The 25,630-nt window shown below is 61.1% G+C and carries 24 protein-coding genes; 6 read left to right on the forward strand and 18 right to left on the reverse strand.

The genetic code is table 11. From position 1 onward, the window contains the following. Position 1: 1 nt before the first annotated feature. On the reverse strand, positions 2-1,237 hold the full coding sequence (locus ACZ0AZ_RS20170) for a 3-methyl-2-oxobutanoate dehydrogenase (2-methylpropanoyl-transferring) subunit alpha (RefSeq protein WP_101162558.1): 1,236 nt from the start codon (positions 1,235-1,237) through the stop codon (positions 2-4). A 185-nt stretch (positions 1,238-1,422) separates the two neighbouring features. Here ACZ0AZ_RS20170 and bkdR point away from each other — a divergent pair, with 185 nt between their 5' ends. Both bkdR and ACZ0AZ_RS20180 read left to right on the forward strand, forming a co-directional pair. Further along, positions 1,423-1,911, forward strand: a complete 489-nt coding sequence (bkdR, locus tag ACZ0AZ_RS20175; protein WP_039762201.1) for a Bkd operon transcriptional regulator BkdR — start codon at positions 1,423-1,425, stop codon at positions 1,909-1,911. A gap of 127 nt (positions 1,912-2,038) precedes the next feature. Further along, complete coding sequence (locus tag ACZ0AZ_RS20180) at positions 2,039-2,755, forward strand: class I SAM-dependent methyltransferase (RefSeq protein WP_129998435.1); 717 nt, start codon at positions 2,039-2,041, stop codon at positions 2,753-2,755. A 14-nt stretch (positions 2,756-2,769) separates the two neighbouring features. On the opposite strand, the gene ACZ0AZ_RS20185 is transcribed toward ACZ0AZ_RS20180, so the two are convergent. From ACZ0AZ_RS20185 to ACZ0AZ_RS20215, 7 genes are all read right to left on the reverse strand, one after another. After that, complete coding sequence (locus tag ACZ0AZ_RS20185; protein WP_039762197.1) at positions 2,770-3,018, reverse strand: DUF6555 family protein; 249 nt, start codon at positions 3,016-3,018, stop codon at positions 2,770-2,772. A gap of 213 nt (positions 3,019-3,231) precedes the next feature. Further along, the gene (locus ACZ0AZ_RS20190; protein WP_129998436.1) at positions 3,232-4,164 is read right to left on the reverse strand and encodes an MBL fold metallo-hydrolase; all 933 of its coding nucleotides are present in this window, start codon (positions 4,162-4,164) and stop codon (positions 3,232-3,234) included. A 40-nt stretch (positions 4,165-4,204) separates the two neighbouring features. Further along, positions 4,205-5,407 carry an NAD(P)/FAD-dependent oxidoreductase gene (locus ACZ0AZ_RS20195; RefSeq protein ID WP_039762194.1) on the reverse strand — a complete coding sequence of 401 codons (1,203 nt, stop codon included), beginning with the start codon at positions 5,405-5,407 and terminating at the stop codon, positions 4,205-4,207. A gap of 301 nt (positions 5,408-5,708) precedes the next feature. Further along, positions 5,709-6,068 (reverse strand): DUF6124 family protein, encoded by a 360-nt coding sequence (locus ACZ0AZ_RS20200; RefSeq protein ID WP_463537986.1) that lies wholly within the window; start codon positions 6,066-6,068, stop codon positions 5,709-5,711. Positions 6,069-6,183: 115 nt separating this feature from the next. After that, on the reverse strand, positions 6,184-6,549 hold the full coding sequence (locus ACZ0AZ_RS20205) for a DUF6124 family protein (RefSeq protein WP_076563354.1): 366 nt from the start codon (positions 6,547-6,549) through the stop codon (positions 6,184-6,186). Positions 6,550-7,093: 544 nt separating this feature from the next. Beyond that, the gene (locus ACZ0AZ_RS20210) at positions 7,094-7,489 is read right to left on the reverse strand and encodes a response regulator transcription factor (protein WP_463570720.1); all 396 of its coding nucleotides are present in this window, start codon (positions 7,487-7,489) and stop codon (positions 7,094-7,096) included. Between the two features lie 96 nt (positions 7,490-7,585). Then, positions 7,586-8,590 carry a GlxA family transcriptional regulator gene (locus tag ACZ0AZ_RS20215; protein ID WP_463537988.1) on the reverse strand — a complete coding sequence of 335 codons (1,005 nt, stop codon included), beginning with the start codon at positions 8,588-8,590 and terminating at the stop codon, positions 7,586-7,588. 197 nt (positions 8,591-8,787) lie between these two features. Here ACZ0AZ_RS20215 and ACZ0AZ_RS20220 point away from each other — a divergent pair, with 197 nt between their 5' ends. Next, positions 8,788-9,459 carry a response regulator transcription factor gene (locus ACZ0AZ_RS20220; RefSeq protein ID WP_463537989.1) on the forward strand — a complete coding sequence of 224 codons (672 nt, stop codon included), beginning with the start codon at positions 8,788-8,790 and terminating at the stop codon, positions 9,457-9,459. Positions 9,460-9,517: 58 nt separating this feature from the next. Continuing rightward, on the forward strand, positions 9,518-14,980 hold the full coding sequence (locus ACZ0AZ_RS20225; protein WP_463570718.1) for a trifunctional serine/threonine-protein kinase/ATP-binding protein/sensor histidine kinase: 5,463 nt from the start codon (positions 9,518-9,520) through the stop codon (positions 14,978-14,980). A gap of 34 nt (positions 14,981-15,014) precedes the next feature. Here ACZ0AZ_RS20225 and ACZ0AZ_RS20230 read toward each other — a convergent pair whose 3' ends face one another. Then, positions 15,015-15,890, reverse strand: coding sequence for a LysR family transcriptional regulator (locus ACZ0AZ_RS20230; protein WP_039762185.1), 876 nt, complete (start codon positions 15,888-15,890; stop codon positions 15,015-15,017). A gap of 120 nt (positions 15,891-16,010) precedes the next feature. Between ACZ0AZ_RS20230 and ACZ0AZ_RS20235 the strand changes: the two genes are divergently transcribed. Then, on the forward strand, positions 16,011-16,880 hold the full coding sequence (locus ACZ0AZ_RS20235) for an SDR family oxidoreductase (protein WP_039762184.1): 870 nt from the start codon (positions 16,011-16,013) through the stop codon (positions 16,878-16,880). A 99-nt stretch (positions 16,881-16,979) separates the two neighbouring features. Here ACZ0AZ_RS20235 and ACZ0AZ_RS20240 read toward each other — a convergent pair whose 3' ends face one another. The 4 genes from ACZ0AZ_RS20240 to ACZ0AZ_RS20255 all read right to left on the reverse strand — a co-directional run bounded on the left by ACZ0AZ_RS20240 (position 16,980) and on the right by ACZ0AZ_RS20255 (position 19,500). Continuing rightward, the gene (locus ACZ0AZ_RS20240; RefSeq protein WP_463537991.1) at positions 16,980-17,384 is read right to left on the reverse strand and encodes a nuclear transport factor 2 family protein; all 405 of its coding nucleotides are present in this window, start codon (positions 17,382-17,384) and stop codon (positions 16,980-16,982) included. Further along, on the reverse strand, positions 17,374-17,745 hold the full coding sequence (locus ACZ0AZ_RS20245) for a Rid family hydrolase (protein WP_039762180.1): 372 nt from the start codon (positions 17,743-17,745) through the stop codon (positions 17,374-17,376). Before ACZ0AZ_RS20245 ends, ACZ0AZ_RS20240 begins: the two co-directional genes overlap by 11 nt. Before the next feature lie 62 nt (positions 17,746-17,807). Continuing rightward, a complete protein-coding gene (gstA, locus tag ACZ0AZ_RS20250; RefSeq protein ID WP_310409258.1) occupies positions 17,808-18,419 on the reverse strand; it encodes a glutathione transferase GstA in 612 nt (203 codons plus the stop codon). Positions 18,420-18,573: 154 nt separating this feature from the next. Next, positions 18,574-19,500, reverse strand: coding sequence for a LysR family transcriptional regulator (locus ACZ0AZ_RS20255; protein ID WP_200890484.1), 927 nt, complete (start codon positions 19,498-19,500; stop codon positions 18,574-18,576). A 117-nt stretch (positions 19,501-19,617) separates the two neighbouring features. Between ACZ0AZ_RS20255 and ACZ0AZ_RS20260 the strand changes: the two genes are divergently transcribed. Then, the gene (locus ACZ0AZ_RS20260; RefSeq protein ID WP_052269132.1) at positions 19,618-20,973 is read left to right on the forward strand and encodes an MFS transporter; all 1,356 of its coding nucleotides are present in this window, start codon (positions 19,618-19,620) and stop codon (positions 20,971-20,973) included. A 175-nt stretch (positions 20,974-21,148) separates the two neighbouring features. Here the strand turns inward: ACZ0AZ_RS20260 and ACZ0AZ_RS20265 are convergent, their stop codons facing one another. The 5 genes from ACZ0AZ_RS20265 to ACZ0AZ_RS20285 form a co-directional block, all read right to left on the reverse strand. Next, complete coding sequence (locus ACZ0AZ_RS20265) at positions 21,149-21,715, reverse strand: UbiX family flavin prenyltransferase (RefSeq protein ID WP_463537992.1); 567 nt, start codon at positions 21,713-21,715, stop codon at positions 21,149-21,151. Next, positions 21,702-23,210 (reverse strand): UbiD family decarboxylase, encoded by a 1,509-nt coding sequence (locus tag ACZ0AZ_RS20270; RefSeq protein ID WP_310409262.1) that lies wholly within the window; start codon positions 23,208-23,210, stop codon positions 21,702-21,704. Before ACZ0AZ_RS20270 ends, ACZ0AZ_RS20265 begins: the two co-directional genes overlap by 14 nt. 65 nt (positions 23,211-23,275) lie before the next feature. After that, positions 23,276-23,698 (reverse strand): DoxX family protein, encoded by a 423-nt coding sequence (locus tag ACZ0AZ_RS20275; protein ID WP_039762175.1) that lies wholly within the window; start codon positions 23,696-23,698, stop codon positions 23,276-23,278. Positions 23,699-23,707: 9 nt separating this feature from the next. Next, the gene (locus ACZ0AZ_RS20280) at positions 23,708-24,742 is read right to left on the reverse strand and encodes a hydroxyacid dehydrogenase (RefSeq protein ID WP_463572235.1); all 1,035 of its coding nucleotides are present in this window, start codon (positions 24,740-24,742) and stop codon (positions 23,708-23,710) included. After that, positions 24,739-25,602: a TauD/TfdA dioxygenase family protein gene (locus ACZ0AZ_RS20285; RefSeq protein WP_052269130.1), complete on the reverse strand. Its 864-nt coding sequence runs from the start codon at positions 25,600-25,602 to the stop codon at positions 24,739-24,741. Before ACZ0AZ_RS20285 ends, ACZ0AZ_RS20280 begins: the two co-directional genes overlap by 4 nt. Between the last annotated feature and the right edge of the window lie 28 nt (positions 25,603-25,630).

The following is a 25,630-nucleotide window of genomic DNA, read 5'->3' on the forward strand; positions in this document are numbered from 1 at the left end:
GTCAGATCCCCAACTGCTGACGCTGGCGCTTCAAGTGCTCCGGCATCTCTTTGTAGACGTCTTCGAACATGGTCGCGGCGCTCGGAATCTGGCCGCCGGCGAGGGTGCCGTACTGTTCGGCCTGTTTCTGCGCGGCGATCACTTCGGCTTCGAGTTCGGCGCTAACGGCGGCGTGCTCTTCTTCGGACCAGTGGCCGGCCTTGATCAGGTGCTGTTTCAGGCGCGCAATCGGATCGCCGAGAGGGAAGTGGCTCCAGTCATCGGCAGGGCGGTATTTGGATGGATCATCGGAAGTCGAGTGCGGGCCGGCGCGGTAGGTGACCCATTCGATCATGGTCGGGCCGAGATTGCGCCGGGCGCGTTCGGCAGCCCAGGCGGAAGCGGCGTAGACCGCGTAGAAGTCATTGCCGTCGACACGCAGCGAAGCGATGCCGCAACCGACGCCGCGTCCGGCGAAAGTCGTAGCCTCACCGCCAGCAATGGCCTGGAAGGTGGAAATTGCCCACTGGTTGTTGACGACGTTGAGGATCACCGGCGCGCGGTATACGTGGGCGAAGGTCAGGGCGGTGTGGAAGTCGGATTCGGCGGTGGCGCCGTCACCGATCCACGCCGAGGCGATTTTGGTGTCGCCCTTGATCGCCGAAGCCATGCCCCAGCCGACACCCTGAATGAACTGGGTGGCGAGGTTGCCGGAAATGGTAAAGAAACCAGCGTCCTTGACCGAGTACATGATTGGCAACTGGCGGCCCTTGAGCGGGTCGCGCTCGTTGGACAGCAGTTGGCAGATCAGGTCGACCAGCGGCACATCGCGGGCCATCAGGATGCTTTGCTGGCGGTAGGTCGGGAAGCACATGTCATCAATGTTCAGCGCCAACGCCTGGGCGCTGCCGATGGCTTCTTCGCCGAGGCTCTGCATGTAGAACGACATCTTTTTCTGGCGCTGGGCGACGACCATGCGGTTGTCGTAGATGCGCGTCTTGAGCATCGCGCGCATGCCTTTGCGCAGGATCTCGACCGGCACGTTTTCAGCCCATGGGCCGAGGGCGTTGCCCTGATCGTCGAGCACGCGAATCAGGCCTCGCGCCAGGTCGGCGGTGTCGGCAGGTTCTACATCGATTGGAGGTTTGCGCACCGTACCGGCATCGGTCAGATGCAGGTAGGAAAAGTCGGTTTTACAGCCGGGACGGCCCGAGGGTTCAGGGACGTGCAGGCGCAGCGGTTCATACGCTTGGGTCATGGCTTCTACGCTCGATCTTGTGAATTTCTTGTAGTGAGCTGGCAGTCATTCCTGGGTAGAGGAAATCTTGTCCTACAACAATCATAGGCGCGGCCAAGAAGAATATTTCTCTGTGTTTCGTTGCGCTGGCGACCATTTGCAGATAGAAATTCTGCATAAACATAAAAAACAGGTGGTTTTGTCTCATGCGCAAACTGGACCGTACCGATATCGGCATTCTCAACAGCCTTCAGGAGAACGCGCGCATCACCAACGCCGACCTCGCCCGCTCGGTGAACCTGTCGCCGACGCCATGCTTCAATCGGGTCAAGGCCATGGAAGAATTGGGCCTGATTCGCGAACAGGTCACGCTGCTGGATGCCGATCTGCTGGGGCTGCATGTGAATGTGTTCATTCACGTCAGCCTGGAAAAACAGGTGGAAGAGGCGCTGCAGCATTTCGAGGAAGCGATCTCGGATCGCCCCGAGGTCATGGAGTGCTATCTGATGGCCGGCGATCCGGATTATCTGATCCGCGTGCTGGTGCCGAGCATCCAGTCGCTGGAACGCTTCATGATGGATTTTCTGACCAAGGTGCCGGGGGTGGCGAACATCCGCTCCAGCTTTGCCCTCAAGCAGGTGCGCTACAAAACTGCGCTGCCCTTGCCAGCCAATGGTTTGACGTTAGGCACCTGAGCGGCCCGGCAGGCCTGACGACGGCGGGCCGGCGTATTCCCCAGCGGAATATCCCCCATGAAATCATTGGATTTTTCTTCTGTTCGCTCATGGCGTAGCGTGCCCGTGAAGGACAAGGAGAATCACCATGACTCAACTCGCCATCGATCCCGCCGGCAAATTCGACAACTCCAGAGCCAATGAATACGCCAGGCAAAGCCGGATTGCCCTGGCCGGCTACGATGCCTGTCACGATCTTTCCGCCTGCATGCTGGCCGCCAGCCTCGGCCCGTCGCGTCCGGCAAAAGTGCTGGTGGTGGGCGCAGGTGGCACGGCGCAGGAAATCATCGCCATGGCCGCGCTGGAGCCAAGCTGGAATTTCACTGCAGTCGATCCTTCCGAGCCGATGCTGGATGCCGCCACCCAGCACTTGCGCGCCAATGATTTGCTGCACAGAACCCGAATACATCTCGGCCATGTCGAAGACTTGCCGGCAGACGCGTCCTTCGATGCCGCGACGCTGATCGGCGTCCTGCATCACTTGGCCGGCGACACGGCCAAGCAACAGATCCTGCAATCCATTCACGCCCGGCTCAAACCCGGCGCGCCATTGATCGTCGCCGGCAATCATTACGCTTACGACAGTCAGCCGTTGCTGCTGCAAGCCTGGAGCCAGCGCTGGCGACAGCAGGGCGCCACCGCCGAGGAGGTGCAGGCGAAACTCGGGAAGATTTTGCAGGGCGCTGATCCGCCGCACTCGGAGGCGGCGGTTCAGGCGTTGTTGCATGACGCGGGGTTCGGTGAGGCGACGCGGTTTTTCAGTAGTCTGTTCTGGGGCGCCTGGCTGACATGCAAGCTCAGTTAAGCGACTCGGTTTGTTTAAGCCTCCGTCCAGTCCAGTGCTGCGGTTTCGCGCCACTTCACATCAGTGATGCCGTAGCGCTCGGCCTGGGGTTTGGAAACGACTTTCAACGGCGGTTTGCCCGGTTTTGGAATCGGCGCAATACCGGCGTCACAGCTCGCCCAATGCCAAGCGTCGGCGTTGCGCATACTCTTGGCGCGGATGACGAATGATTTTGGCTGGTCGTGCAGTTTGTATTCGATGACGAAAATATCGGTGCTACGCATGAGTTCCTCCTTACGCTCATACGTAAATGATTTTGTCCGACAAAAAAAATTCAAAGGATTTTCTGATCAGGTGATCAGCGAAACGAAACGCTCTGGAACGCGGTTCTCCAAGGATTCTCAGGAGCCGGAAAACCTTGCCGGCGCAGACACTTCAAGTCTCCCGCAACAGCTTCGCCCGGCAAGTGCCGGGCGAAGCTTTTTTCAGACCCGCAATCAGTAATCCCAGATCGCCGGAATCCAGCGGAACGCATCGCCATTGACCGCCACTCGGCCCACCGATGGGAAGGCCAGATGCGTGGCGACGAACAGTTCGCCGCTGGCGGCGGCTTCCCTGAGCATGCGCACTCGGACTTCCACCGATTTCGCCGGATCGTGTTCGAAACCGTTGTGCCAATCAGGATGATCGAACGCCACCGGGAACAGCGCATCACCGGCGAAGGTCAGGCGCTCGCCGCCGGAGTTGACGTAGACCACGCAGTGGCCAGGCGTATGCCCGCCGGTGAGTTTGGCGACTACGCCGGGAGCAACCTGGCATTCGTCTTCAAAGATCTGCAGCTTGCTTTCATAGTGATCGATGAACGCGTTGGCAGTGCTGCGCAGGACGTCCGGCACAGGCGCGGGCATGTCGGTGTAGGTGAAGTCCGGCGTGGTCCAGAAATTCACTTCGGCGGCGGTGACGTGGATACGCACGTCTTCACGCAGACGACTTTTCACTGAGTCGACCAGCAGGCCGCCGATGTGGTCCATGTGCATGTGGGTGATGACGATATCGGTGATATCAGCGAGGTCCACCCCGGCAGCGGCGAGGCGCTTGGGAAACTGCCCGGCGCGCGGGAAACCGGGGAACTGGCCACCGAGACCGGCGTCGACGAGGATGACTTGCTCGCCGCTGCGCACCACCAGCACGTTGAGCGCCCAGTCGAACGCATCGGGGCCCAGGTACATTTCCTTGAACCAGGCGGCTCGGTCGGCGGGATCGGCGTTGGTCGACATGGTCTGGGTCGGCAACGGCAGCACGCCATCACTGATCACCATCACATCGATGTCGCCCAGGCGCAGAGCGTAGCGCGACGGCACCAGTTCTTCGCTCGGGCTTTGCAGGGCTACCGCGCGGTTGGCGGTGAAGGAATCCAGATGCAGGGTCATGGTGTTCTCCTTGTTCTCAGGGCTAAAACGCAGGGTGAAATCAGGCAACCGGGATCAGCGGGTCGGCGGCCGCGAGGGCAGCGCGACGATCGGCGGCGGGCGGGTAGATCCACACCGTGTTGATTTGCGTCTTCAACTCTTTGGCTTCAGCCTTGACCAGTTTCAACTGACGATCCCAGCCTTCGGTGTACACCGCGCCCCAGGCGCCCAGATCCAGGCAAGTCACGTACTTGGGCTGGCGGTACATTGTCGGGGCAACACCGAGCAGATCGGCGGCGGCGTTGTTGCCGGCATAACGGCCCAGGCTGATCGCATGCTGGCAAGACATCGCGGCGTAGTTGCCGAGGTCGTCAGTGGCGGCGCGAGCGACATCACCGGCGGCAAATACATGATCGATGCCTTGCACCTTGAGGTTGCCGTCGACATGCAGGCGGCCTTGGCCATCGCGTTCGGCGTCGAGTTGTTCAGTGAGCGGGCTGGCGCGGAAACCTACGGTCCAGATCACGGTGTGGCTTTCGATGTGGCGGCCATCGGCGAGGGTGACGCCATTGGCATCCACGGCAGCAACGCTGGCGTCGACGATCCATTCGATACCCAATTCATTGGACGCCTCGATGATCGATGGACGAATACCGTCGCCCATGGTCGCGGCGATGTCCTTGCTGCGATCGACAATGATCACGCGCAGATCTTGATCCTCACCGAGAATCGCGCGCAGGCGCGCCGGCATTTCCGTCGCGGTTTCAATCCCGGTGAAACCACCACCGGCGACCACCACGGTGTTGCGCGCAACGCTGGCCGGTTGGTCGGCGAGGGCGATGAGATGGCGTTCCAGACGCGCCGAGGATTCGATCTGATCGACATCGAACGCATGCTCCTTGAGCCCTGGAACCGGCGGCCGTGCGAGCTGGCTGCCGCTAGCGAGAACCAGCCGGTCGTAGCTCAGTTGACCCGGACGCCCGGCCTCGTCGCGGTAACCGATTTGGCGCGCCTCGGCGTCGATGCTGTCAGCGGTGCCTTTGACGAAACGCACACCCACCGCATCGAACAGCGCGTCGAGCGGCGCGTACATGCTGTGCACATCCGGCTCGTAGAAACGCGGGCGAATGCGCAATTCGGCTTGCGGGGCGAGCAAGGTGATCTCGACATCCTGACGGTCATGCATATCCAGCAAACGCGCAGCGCTCAGCGCACTCCACAGCCCGCCGAACCCCGCACCGATCACCAATAATTGCTGTTTCATAATGTGCTCCCTGACGCTGATGGATGGATGACACCCGAGCCCTACGCGGACTCTGGCGTGACGATCACTGGCCGCCGCAACTGCTTGCCTTACTGCCTGGCGCTCAATCGTTCGCTGTCGAAAGTCATGCTAGGGCGGGGAGGCTGCGGGCGCAGTTGTCCATCGGTGTGCGTGGGGTACGCATGGGTGGAAGAGGGGTATACGAAGGTATGGGGGCAGGTGGGAACATCGGGCCAGGTGTTGTTCGAAACGAACATCGCCGCGCAGGGTGCCAGCACGCCTGCACGGCCGATGCCGTTGTTCAGTCGGTGGGCACTACGTTATCCAACGCTTTGTTGACAGCCAATTCTCCTAGCATGACCACCTGCGCGATGCCCAACAGGGTATTGCGCCGTGAGCCCTCCAGCATCCCGGCGAAATCACCGAGCATCACCGTGGCTGAGGCCAGGGATTCGCAGGCGTTGACCAGCAGCGATTCGGTGTCTGATTCCGGGCTGACCATAAACAGGGTGTTGGGACTGTAGGGCGTGGCGTTGATATTGGTCGGCGCGAGGTAATGGTCGAGCGCGCGCTCGGCGGCGTCATGCAGTTTTTTTGAATGAAAGGATTCGTAAGGCGAAACCGAGTCGGTGACCGGCGGATGGGACGGTGTCTGTGACATCAGCTGAAACTCCGGTGAGAGCCGCTTGAGCGTCTGAGTATGGGAATGCCGCGCCACGGCTGTGGCGCGTCCGCTGGCAGTGAGGGAGCATGCCCCCTCCTGCCTGGGTTGCCGGCTAGCTCGACACGCGTCGGCTGTCGAGCACGCGATTGACGATCAGCTCACTCAACATGATCACCTGCTGCAACATCAGCAGCGATCGACGCTGTGGATGGTCGATCACGCCACCGATTTCACGGGCCATGTCATTGGCGGCGGCCAGCGATTCACAGGCTTCGACGAGCAGCGTTTCCTCGTCCACCGTGGGATCGATGAGAAAGATCCTGCCCGGCTGGCGCTTGGGAATGGTGGTCTTGAGCGTCTGAGGGTCGAGGTAAAAGTTGATGGCACGAGCGGCCGCGTCTTTTATTCGCTGGGGTTCCAGAGCGGGGTCGTACGGGATCGAATCGGCTTCTGGCGGGTTTGGCGTTACTTTGAACATAAATGACTCTCTACCTTGAAGGAATGAAGAGCCGTCACTATCGCTACCAAACGATGGGTGGCGGCCACGCGCGGGTTGGTAGACCGGTCAAGATAGTTAACCCCGGCGCTCACGAATGAGCCCCACGCATGGCCACCATAGAGAGCTGAGCCTCGAAATAGAGGCCGCATATGGGGAAGCCGTACAACTATCAAGAAACGGGCTACCAAACCCGATCACTGTTTCGCAGTGACAGGGAAACGATATAGCCCAACCGATAGCTGTGTAAGCCGGCGGATTCTGAAGTACCGGTAGGCAGCGGCGCAAGGCGTTGTAGGCTTTTTGCAGTAACAGTCGGTGTAATTTAAACGTGATTGCCAAGTCGTGTTTATGCGCTGTACGTGCCTGCTCATCTCACCTTTTCAAAATGTAGGAGACCCAAATCTGGTTTAAGCCGATTTCAAGGCCGTTGCGCCGTGGAAAGAGGAATATGGCCAAAGGGAGGCGTTGATCAAGCGATCGCTTTCGCGAGCAAGCTCGCTCCCACAAAGGTAACTGCGGTGGGTCAGTTTTTTTGAGTTCCGCTAGCCTGGAGCGTACGCAGTGCAACCTCTACCCAGACAACTAACTCGTCCGCCGCAAAAGGTTTACGCAGGCAGGCAACGACATCAGTCGCTCGGGACTTGTCGCAGGGCAAATCGCCCGCGTGCGCCGACACGAAAATCACTGGCATCCTCCAGCCTTGCGCCCGCAGTGCATCCAGCATCTGCGTACCACTCATGCCCGGCATCTGCATATCGGAAATCAGACAATCAGTCTGCGCCGGCCCATCCGATTCAAGGTAATCCGCCGGCGCCGCATAGTCGAGCACTCGATAACCCGACGCTCGCAGCAGGCTGCTCAGCGACGTGCGCATGGCCTCGTCGTCGTCCACTACCGCAATGACATGCGTCTTGTGCATAACGCTCCCGGGCCGGGTGGCCGAGCTGGTGACTCCTGTCGTTCTTGCACCATACGCTGATGGCCAGCGGGCAAAACTATACGTAGGTATAGCGGTTCAGCCATCGCGGCTGAAGCGACTGCGGTAGTCGCGCGGGGAGATCGACAGGTGGCGCTGGAAACAGGCGCGCAGACGTTCTTCATCGCTGAAGCCGCAAAGGCGGGCGATTCGTTCGATTTTATGCCGGGAATTTTCCAGCAGGCGTTTGGCCGCTTCGAGGCGAAACAGCTCCAGCGCTTTCGACGGTGTGCGCCCGGTGCGCGCTTTGTAGACCCGCGTGAAGTTGCGCGGGCTCATCGCGGCTTGCTCGGCGAGGCGCTCCACCGTCAGATTCGGATCGCCGAGGCGCTCCATCAGCCACAGGTGCAGATCATCGAACATCGCAGCGTCCTGCGCCTGCGATTGCAGCAGCGTGCTGTATTGCGCCTGGCCGCCGGGGCGTTTGATGTACACCACCAGTTCCCGCGCGACCTGCAGCGTCACGTCGCGGCCGCAATCGGCCTCGACCAGTGCCAGCGCCAGATCGATCCCGGCGCTGACTCCGGCCGAGGTCCAGACCTTGTCCTGCTGAATGAAAATCGCATCGGCATCCACCTCGATCGCCGGAAAGCGACCGCGCAAAGCGTCGCACATCGCCCAGTGGGTGGCGGCGCGGCGGCCATCGAGCAATCCGGCCTGAGCCAGCAGAAACGCACCACTGCACACCGAAACCACGCGGCGGGCGAGCTGAGCATGGCTGCGCAGCCAGTCGGTGAGTTCGCGGTGCTCGTCGAGGCTCTCGCAAATGTCGGGAGCGCCGGGCACGACCAGGGTGTCCAGCGCGGCGCTCTCGAGCGTGGTTAACGCCTGGGTGTCGATGGCCAGCCCTTCGACGGTCTCGATCAAACCGCCGCTGAGGCTGGCGGTGTGCAGTTGATAACCGGGCTGCCCGCGCTCGGCCATGGCTTTGCTCGCCGCCCAGAACACGGTTTGCGCACCGCTGAGGTCGAGCAGGCTCAGGCGTGGGTAGGCGATGAACACCACGTCGCGCGGAGCCGTTGTAAAAGCGGGATGAGTGGACATCGCGGGCCTGCCTGTTTGCAGCGCTGGCGGCGGGACTGCCTCAGCCTGGCCGATTTTCAGGGGTTTCTGGCCGGTCGGCAATGGCGTCGACTGATAGCCTGATCGCTGACCGCCCGGGGTGTCTGGCTGCGGTCGCCATCCTGAACTAGATTTATTGACCAGCCCGATGCGTGCTGCGATCTCGCCGAGGAGACACGATGACCTTGTGGTCGCATTCCAGCCCTGCGCAAAGTCCCGCTGTGCTCAGCGAGCCGGTGGTGTACGTGGTCGATGACGATGCCTCGATGCGCCAGGCGCTCGACAGCTTGCTGCGCTCGATCGGCCTGCAGGTGCGAACCTTTGACAGCGCCGCGGATTTTCTCGCGCAAGCGCAACGTGAGGTGCCCGGTTGTCTGGTGCTCGACGTGCGTCTGCGCGGCGAAAGCGGCCTGACATTTCAGGAGCAGATGGAGAAAAACGGCCTGCGCATCCCCGTGGTGTTCATGACCGGCCACGGCGACATCGCCATGAGCGTCAAGGCGATGAAGGCCGGTGCGGTGGATTTTCTGGCCAAGCCGTTCCGTGATCAGGACATGCTCGACGCCGTGGCCAGTGCGCTGGCCCGCGACCGCGCGCGGCTCGCCGACGAACATTCCGGCGCCGTCCTGCGTCGGGCTTACGAAACGCTGACCGCACGTGAGCGCGAGGTGCTCGGCTACGTCATTGCCGGGCTGATGAACAAGCAGATTGCCGGGCAACTCAAGCTCAGCGAGGTCACGGTCAAAGTCCATCGCGGCCAGGTCATGCGCAAACTGGGCGCACGTTCAGTGGCCGATCTGGTACGAATCGCTGAGGCGTTGGGCATCGAGCCTGTGCAGCGCGGCCCCTGAGCGTTGCTAACGCAGAACACCCGGTACGGCAGAAAAACCTTGAGCAGTGTCTACGCAGATGGCCAGCAACAAACAGATTTTGTGGGACGACGGCGAGCGGGTGTTGTCCCGCGAGCGCGGTTCGGGCGAGGGCAGCGTGTTGGCGGTGCGTCCGGCGCTCGGTCAGCCGTTGCCGGCGACCCTTGCGCGGCTCGCGCATGAATACAGCCTCAGGGACGATCTCGATTCCGCCTGGGCTTTGCAGCCTACGGCCTTGACGCGCACGGGCACTCGGGTTCGTCTGCTGTTCGACGATCCGGGCGGCGAGCCGTTGTCGCGATTGCTGGTCGCACCCCTGGCTATCGAAACCTGTCTGGGCTTGGCTGCCAATATTGCCAAGGCGCTGGGCCATCTGCATCAGCGCGGCCTGGTGCACAAAGACCTGAAACCGCAGCACATCTTCGTTCATTGCCATGATGGAGCGGCACGGTTGACCGGCTTCGGCCTGGCCTCGCGCGTGCCTCGCGAGCGGCAAGCGCCCACGCCGCCGGAAACCATCGCCGGCACGCTGGCCTACATGGCGCCGGAGCAAACCGGACGGATGAATCGTTCGATCGATTCGCGCAGCGACCTGTATGCCTTTGGCGTGACGCTGTACCAGATGCTCACCGGCTCGCTGCCGTTCAGTGCGAACGATCCGATGGAATGGGTGCATTGCCACATCGCGCGGCTGCCGATGCCAGCCTGCGAACGGGTGGCGACGGTGCCGCCGATGCTCTCGCGGGTGGTGATGAAACTGTTGGCGAAAACTGCCGAGGAACGCTATCAGACCGCGGCCGGCGTCGAGCATGACTTGCGCCGTTGCCTCGACGAGTGGCGACGGGCGCGACAGATCGAGACGTTTACGCTGAACGAGCAGGGCGCCCTCGAGCGTTTGCTGATTCCGGAAAAACTCTACGGCCGCGAACACGACGTGCAAACATTGATCGATGCCTTCGCCAATGTAGTGCAAACAGGTGCGCCGGCGCTGGTGCTGGTCTCGGGTTATTCCGGCATCGGCAAATCGTCGGTGGTCAGCGAACTGCACAAAGTGCTGGTGCCGACCCGTGGCTTGTTCGCCGCCGGCAAGTTCGACCAGTACCAGCGCGACGTACCCTATTCGACATTGGTCCAGGCCTTTCAGGGGCTGGTGCGGACGCTGTTGGGCAAGCGCGCCGACGTGCTGGCGGGCTGGCGCGAAGCACTATTGCAGGCGCTGGAACCGAATGCACGGTTGATCACCGACCTGATTCCCGAGCTCAAATTGATCATCGGCGATCAGCCCGCCGTGCCCGAGCTGGAACCGCAGCAGGCGCAGCAGCGATTTCTAAAGGTTTTGCAGCGCTTCATCGGCGTGTTCGCCCGGGCCGAGCATCCGCTGACGCTGTTCCTTGACGACCTGCAGTGGCTCGACGCGGCCACCCTTGATCTGCTCGAAGACTTGCTGAGCCGTGCCGAAATTGCTCATCTGCTGCTGGTTGGCGCGTATCGCGACAACGAGGTGGATGGCGATCATCCACTCAGCCGTACCCTCAACACGCTGCGTAGCGCTGGCGTGCGGATTGACGAGATTCGCCTCGCCCCCCTGGCCGGCGCGCACATTGAACAACTGATCAGCGAGTCGCTGCGCTGCCCGCCGGCGAGTATCGTCGCGCTGGCGCGGCTGGTGCTGGACAAGACTGCCGGCAATCCGTTTTTCGTCATCCAGTTTCTCCACGCCCTGGCCGAGGAGAAGCTGCTGACATACGAGCCTGCGCGCCAGCGCTGGCGCTGGGATGTGCAGCTGATCAACGGCAAGGGCTACACCGACAACGTCGTCGATTTGATGGTTGGTAAGCTGGCGCGACTGCCGCTGGAGACCCGCCAGGCACTGCAGCAACTGGCTTGCCTGGGCAACGTTGCACGGCTCGACACGCTGGCCACCGTCCTCGATATACCTGTCCCTCGCGTTCACCCCGCGTTGTGGCCAGCGGTGCGGCTGGAGCTGGTCGAGCGTCAGGACGGTGCCTACCGGTTTGTGCATGACCGCATCCATGAAGCGGCGTATTCGCTGATCGCTGAAACCGAACGGGCGCAAATGCACCTGCGCATCGGCCGCTTGCTGGCGCTGCAAACCCAGGGCGAGCGGCGTGAAGAGGCGATCTTCGAGATTGTCGGCCAGCTCAATCGCGGTGCGCATCTGATCAGCCTGCGTGCCGAGCGCGAGCAACTGGCCGAATTCAATCTGCTTGCCGGCCAGCGCGCCAAGGCTTCGACCGCTTACACCTCGGCACTGACTTACTTGGGCGCCGGCGCAGAGCTGCTGGGCGAGCAGGGTTATGACAGTCGGCATGAGCTGGGTTTCGCTTTGGCGCTGAACCGCGCCGAGTGCGAATTTCTCACCGGCCAACTGGCGCTCGCCGACACGCGTCTGGCGACATTGGCCGAGCGCGGCGTGACCACCGTCGAGCGCGCGGCGGTGGCCTGCCTGCAAATGGATGTCTACTTGCTGCTTGATCGCAGCGACCGGGCGGTGGCGGTGTGTCTGGCCTATCTGCGTCAGGTCGGCATCGATTGGTCAGCGCATCCGGGCGATGCTCAGGTGCGTGACGAATATCAGCAGGTCTGGACCAGCCTGCGCGGGCGCAGTATCGAGCGGATGATCGACTTGCCGCTGATGGAGGACCCAGCCGCGCGGGCCACCCTCGATACACTGGGCAAACTCTTCGCGCCGGCGGTGCAGTCGGATCTGAACCTCGCCAGCCTGACCATTTGCAAAGCGGTCAGCCTGAGCCTGCAATACGGCAACTGCGATGCGTCCTGTTTGCTCTATGCCAACTTCGGGCGCATATCGGGGCCGCGATTTGGCGACTATGCCGCCGGCTATCGATTTGGCCGTCTGGGCTGCGATCTGGTTGAGCGACGTGGGCTGACGCGTTACGAGGCGAGCACCTGGTTGTGCTTTTCGATTTTCGTGGTGCGCTGGATGCGACCTGTGCGCGAGTGCCGCGAACTGCTGCGCCGTGCGCTCAACGCGGCCCATCGCAGCGGCGATCTGCCGTATGCGGCGTTTGCCGGCAACAGCCTGATTTCCGATCTGTTGTTCATCGGCGAGCCGCTGGCCGAGGTGCAGGCGCAAGCTGAAGCAGGCCTGGCTTACGCCGAGAAGGTCGGTTTCGGTCTGGTGGCCGATTTCATGCGCTGCCAGTTGGCGCTGATCAAGATGCTGCGCGGGCAGACGCCGACGTTTGGCGGCTTCAACCATGACGGTTTCGATGAAACAGCTGTCGAGGCGCATCTCGCCGCGTCGGCGGATCTGGCGCTGGCGCGCGGCAAATACTGGGTGCGCAAGTTGCAGGCGCGCTACCTGGCGGGGGATTACGCGGCGGCCGCTGAGTGCGCGGCGCAGGCGCAGGGATTGTTGTGGGTGATTTCGGCGTTTTTCGAAGAGGCCGAATATCATTTTTATGCGGCGCTGACTTTGGCCGCTCACGGCGAAACCGACGCCGATGCGCTACAGCGTCTGGGTCAACACCATGCGCAATTGCAAGTGTGGGCGGGTTTGTGCGCGGAAACCTTCGCCAGTCAGGTGGCGCTGGTCGGCGCAGAAATGGCGCGCGTCACCGGGCAGTTGCTCGAAGCCGAATTGCAGTACGAGCAAGCCATTCAATTGGCTCAGGACAATGGTCTGCTCCATATCGAAGCGCTGGCCAACGAACTGGCCGCACGGTTCTACAGCGCTCGCGGTCTGGCCAAGATATCCCGCGTTTACCTGCGCGACGCACGCTACGCCTATCTGCGCTGGGGCGCCGCAGGCAAAGTGCGGGAGCTGGAGCGACGTCACCGTTTTCTGCGTGCCGAAGAGGCGCAGCCGAATCCGACCACCACGCTCATTACGCCTGTTGAACACTTGGACATGGCGACGGTGCTCAAGGTCTCTCAAGCAGTGTCCGGGGAGATCGTCCTGGACCGTTTGATCGAAACGGTGATGCGCACCGCGATCGAACAGGCCGGGGCCGAGCATGGCCTGCTCATTTTGTTGGATGCCGACATTCCCTATGTCGCTGCGCAAACCCGCATCGGCGACGGTGCCACGCAGCTGTGCAACGCGCCGCTGCACGCGGTGGCGCTGGCTGAGTCGGTGCTCTACCAGACGCTGCGCACCGGCGAAAACCTGTGCCTGGACGACGCGGTTGCCGATCCGCTGTTCGCCGCCGATCCATACGTTCAGCAACGAGGCGCGCGCTCGATCCTGTGCCTGGCATTGATGAATCAGGCGCGGGTGGTCGGGGCGCTGTATCTGGAAAACAACCTGTCGGCCGCGGTGTTCAGCCCGGCGCGTCTCGCCGTGTTGCGCCTGGTGGCGTCGCAGGCAGCGATCTCGCTGGACAACGCGCGCCTGTATCGCGACCTCGCCGAGCGAGAAGCGAAAATCCGTCGGCTGGTCGATGCCAACATCATCGGCATCATCGTCTGGAGCGTGGAAGGGGAAATCATCGAGGCCAACGACGCGTTCCTGCGCATGGTCGGTTACACCCGTAACGAGTTGCTTTCGGGCAGTGTCCATTGGCGTGACATGACGCCGCCGGCGATGCGCGCCAACAGCGACGTGGCACTGACAACGGCCATCCGCACCGGTCGCGCCCAGCCATTTGAGAAGGAATACATCCGCAAGGACGGCAGTCGCCTGCCAGTGATTGTCGGTCTGGCCGCCTTCGAAGCAAGTCAGCAGCAGGGCCTGGCCTTCGTCCTGGATATCAGCGAACGCAAGCTCGCCGAAGAGCAAGTGCGCGAAGGCGAGCGGCGGTATCGTCAGGTGCAAACGGAACTGGCCCACGCCAATCGCGTGGCAACCATGGGTCAGTTGGCCGCGTCGATCGCCCACGAAGTCAATCAACCGATCGCCGCCACGGTGACCCATGCCAACGCCGCCCTGCGCTGGCTGGGTGCGCAACCGCCGAACGTTGCCGAGGTGGAGCAGGGCCTGCGGCACATCATTCTCGACGGCAACCGCGCCGCCGACGTACTCGGACGCATCCGCGCGCTGATCCACAAAACCCCGCCGCAGCGTCAGCCTGTCAGCCTCAATCTGCTGATCGAAGAAATGGTCGGTTTCAGCCGGGGTGAAGCGCTCAAACACGGCGCTGAGGTCAGCGTTGAGCTGGCGGCAGATTTGCCTTTCGTAGTGGCGGACCGGGTCGAACTGCAACAGGTGTTGCTCAACCTGATCATCAACAGCCTCGAAGCCATGACGATCATGGCAGCGGGGCAGCGACGTCTGCTGATTCGCAGTGAGGCGCTGGGCGAAAACGTGCAAATCAGCGTGAGCGATGCGGGGCCGGGCTTTGCCTGCGAGCAGCCAGAGCAGGTGTTCACGGCGTTCTACACGACCAAATCCACCGGGCTGGGCATGGGCCTGTCGATTTGCCGCACGATCATTGAAGGACATGGCGGCAAATTGTGGGCCGAGCGCAATGAGCCGAGGGGGGCGCGGGTGGTGTTTGGCTTGCCGTGTTGTGAATGAGGATTGGGCAAGTGTTCATGTTGGTTACACGGCGTCAGGCGTTTAGCAGCAACGCTTTGTCCGGGAAGCGCGCGCAAATGAAATCGACAAACGCACGTACCTTTGGCGCGGCGAGTCGGCGGGACGTGTGTAGCACCCAGAGTTCCGGTTCCACGCCCGTTATCGTGCCCCACTGCGTCAGTTCACCGCGAGTCAGTGAGGCCTGGGCGATGGAGTGGGGCAGCAGCGCCGCGCCGGCTCCGGCGATGGCTGCATCGCGAATCATCAGGAACGAAGAAAGGCGCAGCGTGGGGTTCGGCTGGAGAATCAACTGTCCGTCATCCAGCCGCCACTGAGTCGGCTCGAAACTCGGCATGACGATGGCGGCCACCAGGCCAACCTTGCCCGGCGCTGGCTTGGCCACGTCCGGCGCGGCGACGACGACCAGCCGATCCCTGGCAAAACAGCGCCCGACCAGACTGCTGTCCGGGCTCGGGTTGATCCGGATGGCAACATCGAATTGTTCCTCGACCAGATCAACCCGACGATCTTCGGCAATCACTTCAAGCTCGATCTGCGGGTAAGCCGCGCAGAACTCGGCGCCGATCCGTCCCATCGCCAGTTGCGAAAACAACACCGGGGCGGCGATGCGCAAACGTCCGCGCGGCGTCGATAAACCCTCGCGCGCCGCCGTCAGTGCTTCGGCCACTTCACTCAACGGCGCTTCGGTTCGCGACATCAACAACTCACCCGCTTCGGTCAATTTCAAGCCGCGCGCGCTACGCTCGATCAGACGCACGCCCAGTTGTTCCTCAAGATCGGCGATGCGTCGTGACAGGGTGGCCTTGGAAATGCCACTCGCGCGACTGGCCTTGCCCAAGCCCTCATTGCTGGCAACAAGCAGGAAATCGATCAAGGCATTGAGGTTCATGGCTGTTCCGGATTTGAAACGAAGTGTCTGCATTCTGGTGTCTGTGCGTTATGCCTGCAACAGCCTACCTTCGCCTCATCGGGCTTCGAAACGCGGGCCCGCAACGATAGGAGATTCACCATGAGCATTCTCGTTATTGGCGCCACCGGCACCATCGGCTCACTCGTCACGCAAGGCCTGGCCGAGGCGGGCGCAGAGGTCAAAGCCCTCGTGCGCCAGACCGGCAAACGCGACTTTCCGGCCGGCGTCAGCGAAGTGGTCGGCGACCTCACAGACGTGGCGTCGATGCGCCAGGCCTTGGCGTCGGTGCGCACGCTGTTCCTGCTTAACGCCGTCACCCCCGACGAAGTCACCCAGGCACTGATCACCCTCAACCTGGCCCAAGAGGCGGGCATCGAACGCATCGTCTACCTGTCGGTGATTCACGCCGACACCTTCACCAACGTCCCGCACTTCACCGGCAAATACACCGTAGAACGCATGCTCGAAAGCCTTGACTTGCCCGTTACCATCCTGCGCCCGGCGTACTTCATGCAGAACGAATTGATGGTCCGGCAGACCATTCAGGACTACGGCGTCTACCCGATGCCCATCGGCTCCCAAGGCGTAGCGATGATCGATGCGCGCGATATCGCCGACGTCGCGGTGGCGGAACTGCTGCGCCGCGATCGAGCTGATTCTGCGCAGGAACGTGTCACTCTCGAACTGGTTGGACCGCAGGTTTTGACCGGGGAGTCGGTAGCAAAAATCTGGAGTACCACGCTGGGGCGCGACGTTGCCTACGGTGGCGATGATGTCGCCGCGTTTGAAGCGCAGTTGGCGACCTACGGCCCAGGGTGGCTGGCGTATGACATGCGCCTGATGATGGCGGGGATCCAGCGCTTCGGCATGCAGGCCGGGGCAGCGGCGGTGGAACGGATCGAGGGATTGATCGGGCATCCGCTGCGTCGGTATGAGGATTTCGTGCGGGAGGCGGTAGCCGGGAGTTGATGGCGGGATCTCCTCACCCTGGAATTATTCTCTTCGCAAACTCTAGGTTTCGAAGCCTGGGTGAGGAATGCCGGTGGTGCCGCCGGTTTGATCGATCGCTCAGCCCGCGTCCACCACCACAGCGGGTTCGAGCGGTGTCGCCTGATAGACCAGCAGTTGCCACTGCTCATCGGTTCGCTGCCAGGCGGTAAGCGTGCGATTGTGCAGACGTTTGCACACCCCACCGGAGGTTACGGTGGTGCTCATTTCACCCAAGGCAATCGCCAGCTCTCCGACCCGCGTCACTTTGTCGATCTGCAGATCAAGGGTGTGATAAACGAATTCACGAGAGCGGCATTTCTCCAGATAGCTTTTGAGGTTGTCGATGACGCCGCTGGCGTGAATGTAGGTGAGATCGGGGTGGAACAGGTAACTGAAAATATCCAGGTGCCCACCGAGCATGGCGGCGCAACGCTGTGCCTCGCAGGTTCGGATCAGCAGATCGGTTTGATCGTTAAGCGTCATCTGCCGCTCCCCGCACTGCTGTAACGATGATTTCGATCAGCAACTTCCCGCCAAGATCAACGCCGTAACAAGCGCGCTGAGGCCAGTGCTGCGGGTTGTCGCCAATCCACTGCGCCCAGATTTCATCGACAATGGGTTTGCTGGCCATGTCGGCAAGAAGCACCTGCGCCGAGAGCATGCGCGAGGCGTTGGAGCCGAGTCCTTCGAGGCTGGCGCTCAGGGTAGCGAGGGCCCGGTGGGTCTGGCCGCTGATGTCCAGCGAGGTATCCGCGCTGGTCGCTACGGTGTAAACCAGGTCGGCGTAGGCGCAGGAACGGCTGCGTCCTGCGTGGCCGCTCGGGACGCGTTCAATGGTCTGCATGAGGCTTCATCCTTGTTGAAGTCAGGCAGAAGCCGGCATCGACCAGCTTCTGTCATCCATGATTACACTGGCTGTGTTGCCTCTTCCGCGGCGATGGCGGCCTGCACACTTGGACGCGCTTCGATGCGCGCCACGAACGCAGCCAGTTCCGGCCAGTCGCCGATGTCGATATTGAAGAAAGGAAGCCATTTCAAAACCGTAAACAGGTAGGCATCAGCGAGCCCGAAAGTGCTCAACAGATAATCCTTGTTGACCAGTTCCTTGTTCAGGTAATCCAGGCGCTTGAACAGTTTCTGGCGAAAGATTTCCTTTACCGGCTCCGGAATGTCTGCATTGAACAACGGAGCACTGCCACCGTGGATCTCCGAGGTGATGAAATTGAGCAGTTCCTGCAGGCGAGTGCGTTCCCAGGTACCGTTGGCCGGTGCCAGAGCGTTGCCCGGTACCTGATCGGCCAGGAATTGAATGATGGCCGGCCCTTCAGTCAGCACCAGGCCGTTGTCCAGCACCAGCGCGGCCACATAGCCCTTGGGGTTGATGGCGCGAAAATCACGGCCGTCCGCCGTGGCTTTGGTCTTGTTGTTGACCCGGATCAGTTCAAAGGGCAGGCCCAGCTCACGCAACACAATGTGTGGCGACAGGGAGCAGGTCATTGGCGCAAAGTACAGTTTCATGTGGATCTCCTTGAAGTAAGCAACACGTACCCGAACGCATTGCCCGGCTCACGTCGCAATGGCTGTGAACCGTGTTCCAGACATATTGGTGGCGTGTCATGGATCGGTAAAATTACGATTTTATGCGCTCATCATTAGCTGCTCTTATGTCCACTCAGGCGACTTTCGCTTCAGTACTGCGAACCGTCATCGGAATATCGTTGCCAATACTCGACTTGCGAATTTCATTGAGAAACGCTTGAGCGGAAGGAGTCCGTTCGCCGACCGCCGAGCAGACCAGCCCGAATTCACGGTAAATCGGTCGGGCCAATTCGAAGACCCGCATGCCGCGTCGATCCAGCGGCAATGTCGAGGCAGGAACGATCGAGATGCCCATGCCTTCACTGATCAGCGCAAATGCAGTGGTCCAGTCGCGCACGGTGATCTTGATGTCTCTGAGCGTGAGTCCCTCACGCTCGACCAGCGACTGGCCATTGAGGTGACAGCCACCCGTTGCCAGGATGAAAGGCTCTGTCACCAGATCTTCGAGCGCGACCGTGCTGGCCGAGGACTTGCGCGCCAGATCATGGTTCGCAGGGACTGCCGCTACCCACGAGTCGCGGCCCAATAACAGCGCACCGCGCGAAGGGCAGGGGTTCATCACCACACCAAGGTCGATGCTGCTGTTGGCCAGCCACTGTTCGACTTCTTCATCGGTGCCTTCCAGCGCGACGATTTCGATGCCCGGGTGCAGCCGACTGAAACTTTGCAGCAGCGGTGGCAGCAGGTTGGCGAATACCGAGGGAAAGCTGGCGAGTTTGATTCGCCCCAAGTGACACCCACGTGATGCATCCACCAGATTCTGAATCGATTCGAATTCACTGAGCATGCGCCGCGCGCGGTCAATGATTTGCTGGCCAATGGCCGTTGCAGTGGTCTGGCGTCGATCACGCACAAACACTTTGACCCCGAGTGCTTCCTCCATCTGGGTCAAGGCCTGACTGGCGCCCGACTGGGTGATGCCATAGCGCTCGGCGGCGCGGGAAACATTCTCGGCGTCAGCCACGGCGACCAGCAGTCGCCAATGCATCAGGTTCATCATCTCAGTAGTTCCTCTTATGTTCAGGTAATCGAGATTTAATTTTACGGAGCCTGCGCACCGCCTCAGGATCACGATGAATACACAGTGAGGTGGTGGAAGGTGGGCAAAACTCTGTCAATGGATCTGGTGGTCAGGCCTGCGTCGGCGACGCCCGTGTTACTGAGCGTGGCGTTGAGCTCGTTCATGGTCGCGCTGGACGTCACAGCGCTGAATGTCGCGCTACCCGAGATGGGTCGCGACCTGGCAGCGGGGATGGATCGTCTGCAATGGATTGCCGGTGCCTACACGCTGGTCTTTGCCAGCCTGCTCCTGTCTGCCGGTGCATTGAGCGATCGTTTGGGCGCGAGGCGAGTGTTTGTGTGGGCCTTGGTGATATTCACGGGCGCATCGATAGCGTGTGGATCGGCCAGCAATGTCTTGGCGCTGATTGCGGCGCGTGCCGTGCAAGGCGTCGGAGCGGCATTGATGCTGCCCAGCTCCATGGCGCTGCTGGTCGAGGCCTACCCCGAGCCCGGCGCACGGGCGAGGGCCGTTGCGCTGTGGGGTGGAATCTCGGCGCTGGCGCTGGTGAGCGGACCTTTGTTGGGGGGCTTGCTGGTCGAGCACATCAACTGGCGTGCGATTTTCTACCTCAATGTGCCGTTTTGTATGGTTGCGCTGCTCAGCTGCGCGCTACGCAGCAGGCCCGTTGCCGTCCGGCCACGTTCTATCGACTGGGCAGGGCAGGTGCTTTCGGCCCTGGCGCTGGTGTCGTTGATCTTCGCTTTGATTGAAGGCCCCGTATGGGGCTGGGGACATGCGTGGGTCATGGCTGCACTGCTCACCGCTTTGATGACCGCCGTGGCATTCGTCCATTCGCAGCGAACTCGGCGCGAACCGATGCTGCCCCTGAATCTGTTTGCCTCCAGAACCTTTTCTGCAGCGATCGGCGCCGGATTTCTGCAAACGCTGGCTTACTACGGCAGTCTTTTCGTATTGCCGTTTGCCTTGCAGGGGCAAGGTCGCGCCCCTGTTGAAATCGGCGTGGCGATGATTCCGATGACGCTCGCAACCGGTGTGATGGCCAGCCTTTCCGGACGCCTGTCGAATGCATTGGGTGCCCGCTCAGTCGGTGCTGCTGGCATGTTGTGCGGCGCACTCGGCGCGGCATCGCTGGCACTGTTCGATATGAATGCTGTAAGCCTGGTGCTTGGCGGTTTGTTGATCGGCCTCGGCGGTGCGACCTTGCCGGTGATCGTCGGTGCCTGTCTGGCAAGTGTGCCGAGCGGCAAGGTCGGAATCGGCTCCGGCGTGCTCAATGCGGCCCGCCAGTGTGGCGGAGTGATGGGTATTGCCTTGCTCGGTGCGACGTTCCAGGGCTCGGGACACGCAACCGCTGCGTTGGCAATCATTGCGTTGTCATTTGCGGCGGCGGCCGTGCTGACCGTCATGCGGCTTTACACCGACGAAGTCGATGCTGTGGGTGAATGCTGACCGGCGTGCCGAAGCTTGCCGGTGAGTGTTTCGATGACACAGCGTTGCATTCGCCCGGCCGCACTCGGTTTGAGCGAGCAGGCAAACGCAACGGTATAGCGTGGTTCCTGATTGTGAAAGAGCGAGTCGGCAAGGCGTCTGGACACACTTGCCGATGATGCAGCCAACCGGGAATTCAGCCCCAGCGCCGCACGGTTCCGGTATCCAGTCCCAACAGATCAAGCATGCGCCCAAGCGTATGGTCGACCATGTCCTGGATCGATTGGGGTCTGGCATAGAACGCCGGTACTGGCGGCATCACGGTGCCGCCCATTTCACAAATCTGGGTCATGCTGCGCAGGTGCCCCAGATGTAACGGCGTTTCCCTCACCATTAAAATCAGCGGTCGACGTTCCTTGAGTGTCACGTCGGCGGCACGGCTGAGCAGGGTGCCGGTGATGCCGCTGGAGATCTCCGAAAGGCTTTTGATGGAGCAAGGAGTCACGACCATGCCCAGTGTCTTGAACGAACCGCTGGAAATCGAGGCGCCAATGTCCGCAGGGTCGTGTACGACACTGGCCAGCGCTTTGACGTCCGCCACTTTCATGTCCAGTTCGTGGGCCAATGTGACCTGGGCCGAGCGGGTCATCACCAGATGCGTGGCAATGCCCAGTTCGCGCAACAGCACCAACGTACGCACGCCATAAATCACGCCGCTGGCCCCGCTGATGCCGACGACAATCCGCCGCTCAGGGCTGTTCATGAGAATCTACCGCCTCGTCGAATGTGCTGATCAACGGCGGTTGACCCGGCAGGCCCAACGCGGCCCAGCGTTCGCTGACGCGCGCGTACACCGATGGGCGCAATAACGTGCGCGTCGGGAAGTGGCGTATGTTGCGGTAATCCTTGCAGGCGTTGATCAAGGCCTTGGAACCGAAAAAACGTTTCTCTGGCGGGTTCTGCGCCGGGTCCAGCGGCGAGCCGCGCGTGTTGCGCAGAATATCGATGTCATCGCTGGGAGTTGCACGTGTGGCCATCGCCCAGAGCACTTGGTTCATGTCGGTGGGATCGACATCCTCGTCAACCGCGACGATCCACTTGCTGATATAGGCGCCACCGGGGACCTGGCTGGCGAGTGCCAGGGCCTGTGCAGCGTGACCGGCGTATTTCTGTTCCAGGCTGATCACGATCATGCCGAACGCACCGGCTGCGGCCGGAGGGCAGTACACCCCGTGGATGCCCTGGATGCCGAGTTTGTCGAGATCGCTCCAGATTTTCGCCGAGCGGATCGTCGAAAAAAATGCGCTTTGTTCGTTCGAGGGGAAATCAGCCATCAAGGCATTGGTCAGGATCGGTCGGGTGCGATAGTGCAGGGCAGTGACTTCGATCAGCGGGCAATCGATGTCCTTGTAGCCGTAGTAACCGGTGAACTCGCCGAAAGGGCCTTCTTCGCGGGTCGAACCGGGACGAATCAGGCCTTCAATGACAATCTCGGCAGCCGCAGGAATCAACAAGTCGGAATGTCTGGCCCGTACCACTTCGATAGGCTTGCCTTTGATGCCCCCGGCGAAGTCGTATTCGCTGACGCCCGGTGGCAGGGATTGCGACCCCACGACCATCATCAGCGGGTCGACACCCCAGGCAGCAGCAACGGGCAGCGCCTCGCCCTTGGCCCATGCCTGATGAATGTGACGCAAAGCGTCCTTGCCTGGGGCCAGTGACAGGCCGACCTCGCGGGGGCCTTGGATCATCATTCGATAGGTGCCGACATTCAGGTAACCCGAGGCCTGATCGCGGGTGAACACCGCGTCCGCGGTACCGGCGTAAGCGCCGCCGTCTCGGGGCCAGTGCTTGGGAATCGGCAGCCGGGTGAGGTCGATGTCATGGCCGGTGAGGGTGTTCTGATAGATCGGTGCGGCTTCAGCGCTGACCTCCAGCGGGGCGATGCTGTGCCTGAGCTTGTCTTTGGTGCGCCGGATCAATTCCATCGTTGGCGTATCCGGTGCTTCCTCCAGGGTGATCGCGGTGCGAGCCACGCTTGGGCCGAAAATATTCCACAGGTGGCGTAAGCCCAGCGGCGAGTCCGCCTGGTCGAAGAGCACCGCAGGCGAAGCAGCCTGGCGAGCCAACAAATAAGTGATGGCGCTCATTTCCTCAACCGGATCGACAGCGGGCGAGACAGTCTGCAATTCGCCGATCTTTTCGGCCCGTGCCAGCCAGTCGCGCAGGTCGGCAACCGGTTCAATCAATTCGTTCATGTTGGATATCCGCAAGCACTGAAATGGAAGCGACGGGCAGCATTGCTGCGCCCGTCGCCAGAGGATCAACGTTTGTCGATCGAGTACTTTCCAGGCCCCAGAAGGCAGAGGAAGAGGAAACCGCCGGCAATGCTCACGTTCTTGAAGAAGTGCACGAATAGCGTGTGATGATCGGCCGGGTTGGTGCTGTTCCAGAAAGCATGGCCGATGATGCCGGTGCCAATGGTGTACACCACGAAGATCGCCGCGATCGGCCGGGTCCAGAAGCCGAACAACAGTGCCAGACCACCGAAGAATTCGATGATGGTGGCGACGATGGCGGTGAACTCGGGTATCGGCGCGTTTACCGTTTTCAGATAGCTGACGAAGCTGCCGTGATCGGTGACGTAGGTGAAGCCGAAGTAACCGTAGAGGATCAAAATCATGATCCGGGCCACCAGGATCATTGCGTCGCGTTGGTCGTCGAACAATTGATAGCGTAAGTACATTGCATGGCCTCAGATTGGGTAAGGAAACGTGCTGGCTGACTGCGTGTCGGCGAGCTGAAACGCACGCGCGAATACTTGCGGGTTCACCGCGTTGTCGTGGTTGGGTTCAGCGTCGAAAACCGCGAGAACATTGCCCGCAGCCAGTTTCGCCATGCGGCTGACGGCCTCGCGGGATACTCCCGCCAGGTGCGGCGAGCTGATAACGTTGTCCAGACTTGGCAAACCGCTGCCAGGAGCGGGCGGTTCCGGCAGAAATACATCCAGCGCAGCCCCCCCCAGTCGGTTCTCCCTCAACGCCTCATACAGCGCCTGTTCATCGACGATGCCGCCACGCGCGGTGTTGATCACATACGCGTGGGGTTTCATCAAAGCCAAGCGTTCGGCGGACAACAAGCCAACCGTTTCGGCGGTTTTGGGACAGTGCAGACTGACGTAGTCGGCGCTCGCCAATGCACCTTCCAGGACGGCAACCGGCTCCACGCCGTGGGGCAAGTGCTGCGCGGCGAGATAAGGGTCATACACCCTGACCCGCATCCCCAGTGCCAACAGCAGAGTGGCGACCCGAGCGCCTATTCGGCCGCAACCGATGAGCAATGCTTCACGACCTTCCAGCTCGCTGGGCAGATACTCGTAGCGCTGATGCCAATCGCCATTGCGCACCAGGAGACTCAGCGCCTCGGTGCGTTTGGCCAAGGCCAACATGAATCCCAGCGTATGCTCGGCGACTGCGCGGTGATTGGCGTTGGCGCAAACCATTACCGGAATCGCCGCTTCGGTCATTACCGGGATATCCACCGCATCGAAGCCGACGCCGATCCGTGACACTACCTGCAACCCTGTCGCGCGTTGCAACTCGGCTGGGCCGAATCGGGTCAGTCCGAGGACGACACCGTGTACGGCATCGAAACTTTCCAGCAGTGCCTGAAACTGACTTTGCTCAATCGTATTGGCGAACTCCACCACCTCGATATCGTCGCGCTCGCGCAGCAGGCGCTTCCCTTCATCGCCGAGGATATGAGCAATCAAAACGCGCTTTTTGCTCATGCGACATGCTCCTTCAGTTCATCTTTGGCAAAGAACTCGCCGTCATTGACGCCAATGCGAAACATCACCCGTTGGGCATCGCGGGGCAGTTCGGTGGCGCAGTGCCATACGGAGCGGTTGTCCCAGATCAGCAGATCGTGGGGCTCCCATTGGTAATTGAAGATCCGCTCCGGCGTCAGCGCGAATGCGAAAAGCTGGTCAAGCAATGCCTGACTCTGCTCTGGCGAATAGCCGCTGATGTGCGCTGTGTAACCCGGATTGACGTACAGGCTTTCGCGTCCGGTGCGCGGATGTATGGCAACTGTGGGGTGTGTGCTGGCGGGAAATGTCTGCTCCAGGCGTGTGAAAATCTCTTGGATCGACTCGCCTACGTCGTCTTCCTTGACTTTGTAGGTCCAGCGCACGTCGTGTACGGCTTGTCGATTCCTGACCCGCTCATACAAGTCTCTGGGCAAATCGTCGTACACCGACTGCATATCCACGAACAGGGTATCGCCACCCGCTTCGGGCAATTGCTGTGCGTGCAGCATGGTCAGTGGCAACGGTTCTGCCAGGTAGCTCGAATCGCTGTGCCACATGTTGCCGAGCTTGCGTGCACCGGTTGCGCCACCGCCATTGCGATTGTTGATTACCAGAATGTTCGGGAACGCCGGGTCGTGGTAATTCTTGAGCCTGAACTGCTCCAGTTCGCCGAAACATCCGGCGAATTGCTGATAGCCTTCGCGAGTCAATCGCTGGTTCTTCAGCGCCACCACTTTGCGCTCGTAGACCAGTTCCTGAATGGCACGAATCTCATTCAGGGACGCCGTGTTGATATCGAAATCTGTCACCGCGGTGACAAAGGTGTCGGTCAAATCCATTCGCTTCACGTTAAGTGTCTCCTGCACG

This window comes from Pseudomonas sp. AC239 (assembly GCF_979258545.1).

Excerpts from the sequence above, each read along its gene's own strand:
- ACZ0AZ_RS20245 (WP_039762180.1), bottom strand. The coding sequence starts at position 17,745 with ATGCAGACCATTGAACGCGTCCCGAGCGGCCACGCAGGACGCAGCCGT.
- gstA (WP_310409258.1), bottom strand. The coding sequence starts at position 18,419 with ATGAAACTGTACTTTGCGCCAATGACCTGCTCCCTGTCGCCACACATT.
- ACZ0AZ_RS20230 (WP_039762185.1), bottom strand. The coding sequence starts at position 15,890 with ATGAACCTCAATGCCTTGATCGATTTCCTGCTTGTTGCCAGCAATGAG.
- ACZ0AZ_RS20210 (WP_463570720.1), bottom strand. The coding sequence starts at position 7,489 with ATGCACAAGACGCATGTCATTGCGGTAGTGGACGACGACGAGGCCATG.
- ACZ0AZ_RS20220 (WP_463537989.1), top strand. The coding sequence starts at position 8,788 with ATGACCTTGTGGTCGCATTCCAGCCCTGCGCAAAGTCCCGCTGTGCTC.
- ACZ0AZ_RS20265 (WP_463537992.1), bottom strand. The coding sequence starts at position 21,715 with ATGAACAGCCCTGAGCGGCGGATTGTCGTCGGCATCAGCGGGGCCAGC.
- ACZ0AZ_RS20275 (WP_039762175.1), bottom strand. The coding sequence starts at position 23,698 with ATGTACTTACGCTATCAATTGTTCGACGACCAACGCGACGCAATGATC.
- ACZ0AZ_RS20270 (WP_310409262.1), bottom strand. The coding sequence starts at position 23,210 with ATGAACGAATTGATTGAACCGGTTGCCGACCTGCGCGACTGGCTGGCA.
- ACZ0AZ_RS20195 (WP_039762194.1), bottom strand. The coding sequence starts at position 5,407 with ATGAAACAGCAATTATTGGTGATCGGTGCGGGGTTCGGCGGGCTGTGG.
- ACZ0AZ_RS20185 (WP_039762197.1), bottom strand. The coding sequence starts at position 3,018 with ATGCGTAGCACCGATATTTTCGTCATCGAATACAAACTGCACGACCAG.
- ACZ0AZ_RS20200 (WP_463537986.1), bottom strand. The coding sequence starts at position 6,068 with ATGTCACAGACACCGTCCCATCCGCCGGTCACCGACTCGGTTTCGCCT.
- bkdR (WP_039762201.1), top strand. The coding sequence starts at position 1,423 with ATGCGCAAACTGGACCGTACCGATATCGGCATTCTCAACAGCCTTCAG.
- ACZ0AZ_RS20235 (WP_039762184.1), top strand. The coding sequence starts at position 16,011 with ATGAGCATTCTCGTTATTGGCGCCACCGGCACCATCGGCTCACTCGTC.
- ACZ0AZ_RS20255 (WP_200890484.1), bottom strand. The coding sequence starts at position 19,500 with ATGATGAACCTGATGCATTGGCGACTGCTGGTCGCCGTGGCTGACGCC.
- ACZ0AZ_RS20215 (WP_463537988.1), bottom strand. The coding sequence starts at position 8,590 with ATGTCCACTCATCCCGCTTTTACAACGGCTCCGCGCGACGTGGTGTTC.
- ACZ0AZ_RS20225 (WP_463570718.1), top strand. The coding sequence starts at position 9,518 with ATGGCCAGCAACAAACAGATTTTGTGGGACGACGGCGAGCGGGTGTTG.
- ACZ0AZ_RS20170 (WP_101162558.1), bottom strand. The coding sequence starts at position 1,237 with ATGACCCAAGCGTATGAACCGCTGCGCCTGCACGTCCCTGAACCCTCG.
- ACZ0AZ_RS20285 (WP_052269130.1), bottom strand. The coding sequence starts at position 25,602 with ATGGATTTGACCGACACCTTTGTCACCGCGGTGACAGATTTCGATATC.
- ACZ0AZ_RS20190 (WP_129998436.1), bottom strand. The coding sequence starts at position 4,164 with ATGACCCTGCATCTGGATTCCTTCACCGCCAACCGCGCGGTAGCCCTG.
- ACZ0AZ_RS20180 (WP_129998435.1), top strand. The coding sequence starts at position 2,039 with ATGACTCAACTCGCCATCGATCCCGCCGGCAAATTCGACAACTCCAGA.
- ACZ0AZ_RS20240 (WP_463537991.1), bottom strand. The coding sequence starts at position 17,384 with ATGACGCTTAACGATCAAACCGATCTGCTGATCCGAACCTGCGAGGCA.
- ACZ0AZ_RS20280 (WP_463572235.1), bottom strand. The coding sequence starts at position 24,742 with ATGAGCAAAAAGCGCGTTTTGATTGCTCATATCCTCGGCGATGAAGGG.
- ACZ0AZ_RS20260 (WP_052269132.1), top strand. The coding sequence starts at position 19,618 with ATGGATCTGGTGGTCAGGCCTGCGTCGGCGACGCCCGTGTTACTGAGC.
- ACZ0AZ_RS20205 (WP_076563354.1), bottom strand. The coding sequence starts at position 6,549 with ATGTTCAAAGTAACGCCAAACCCGCCAGAAGCCGATTCGATCCCGTAC.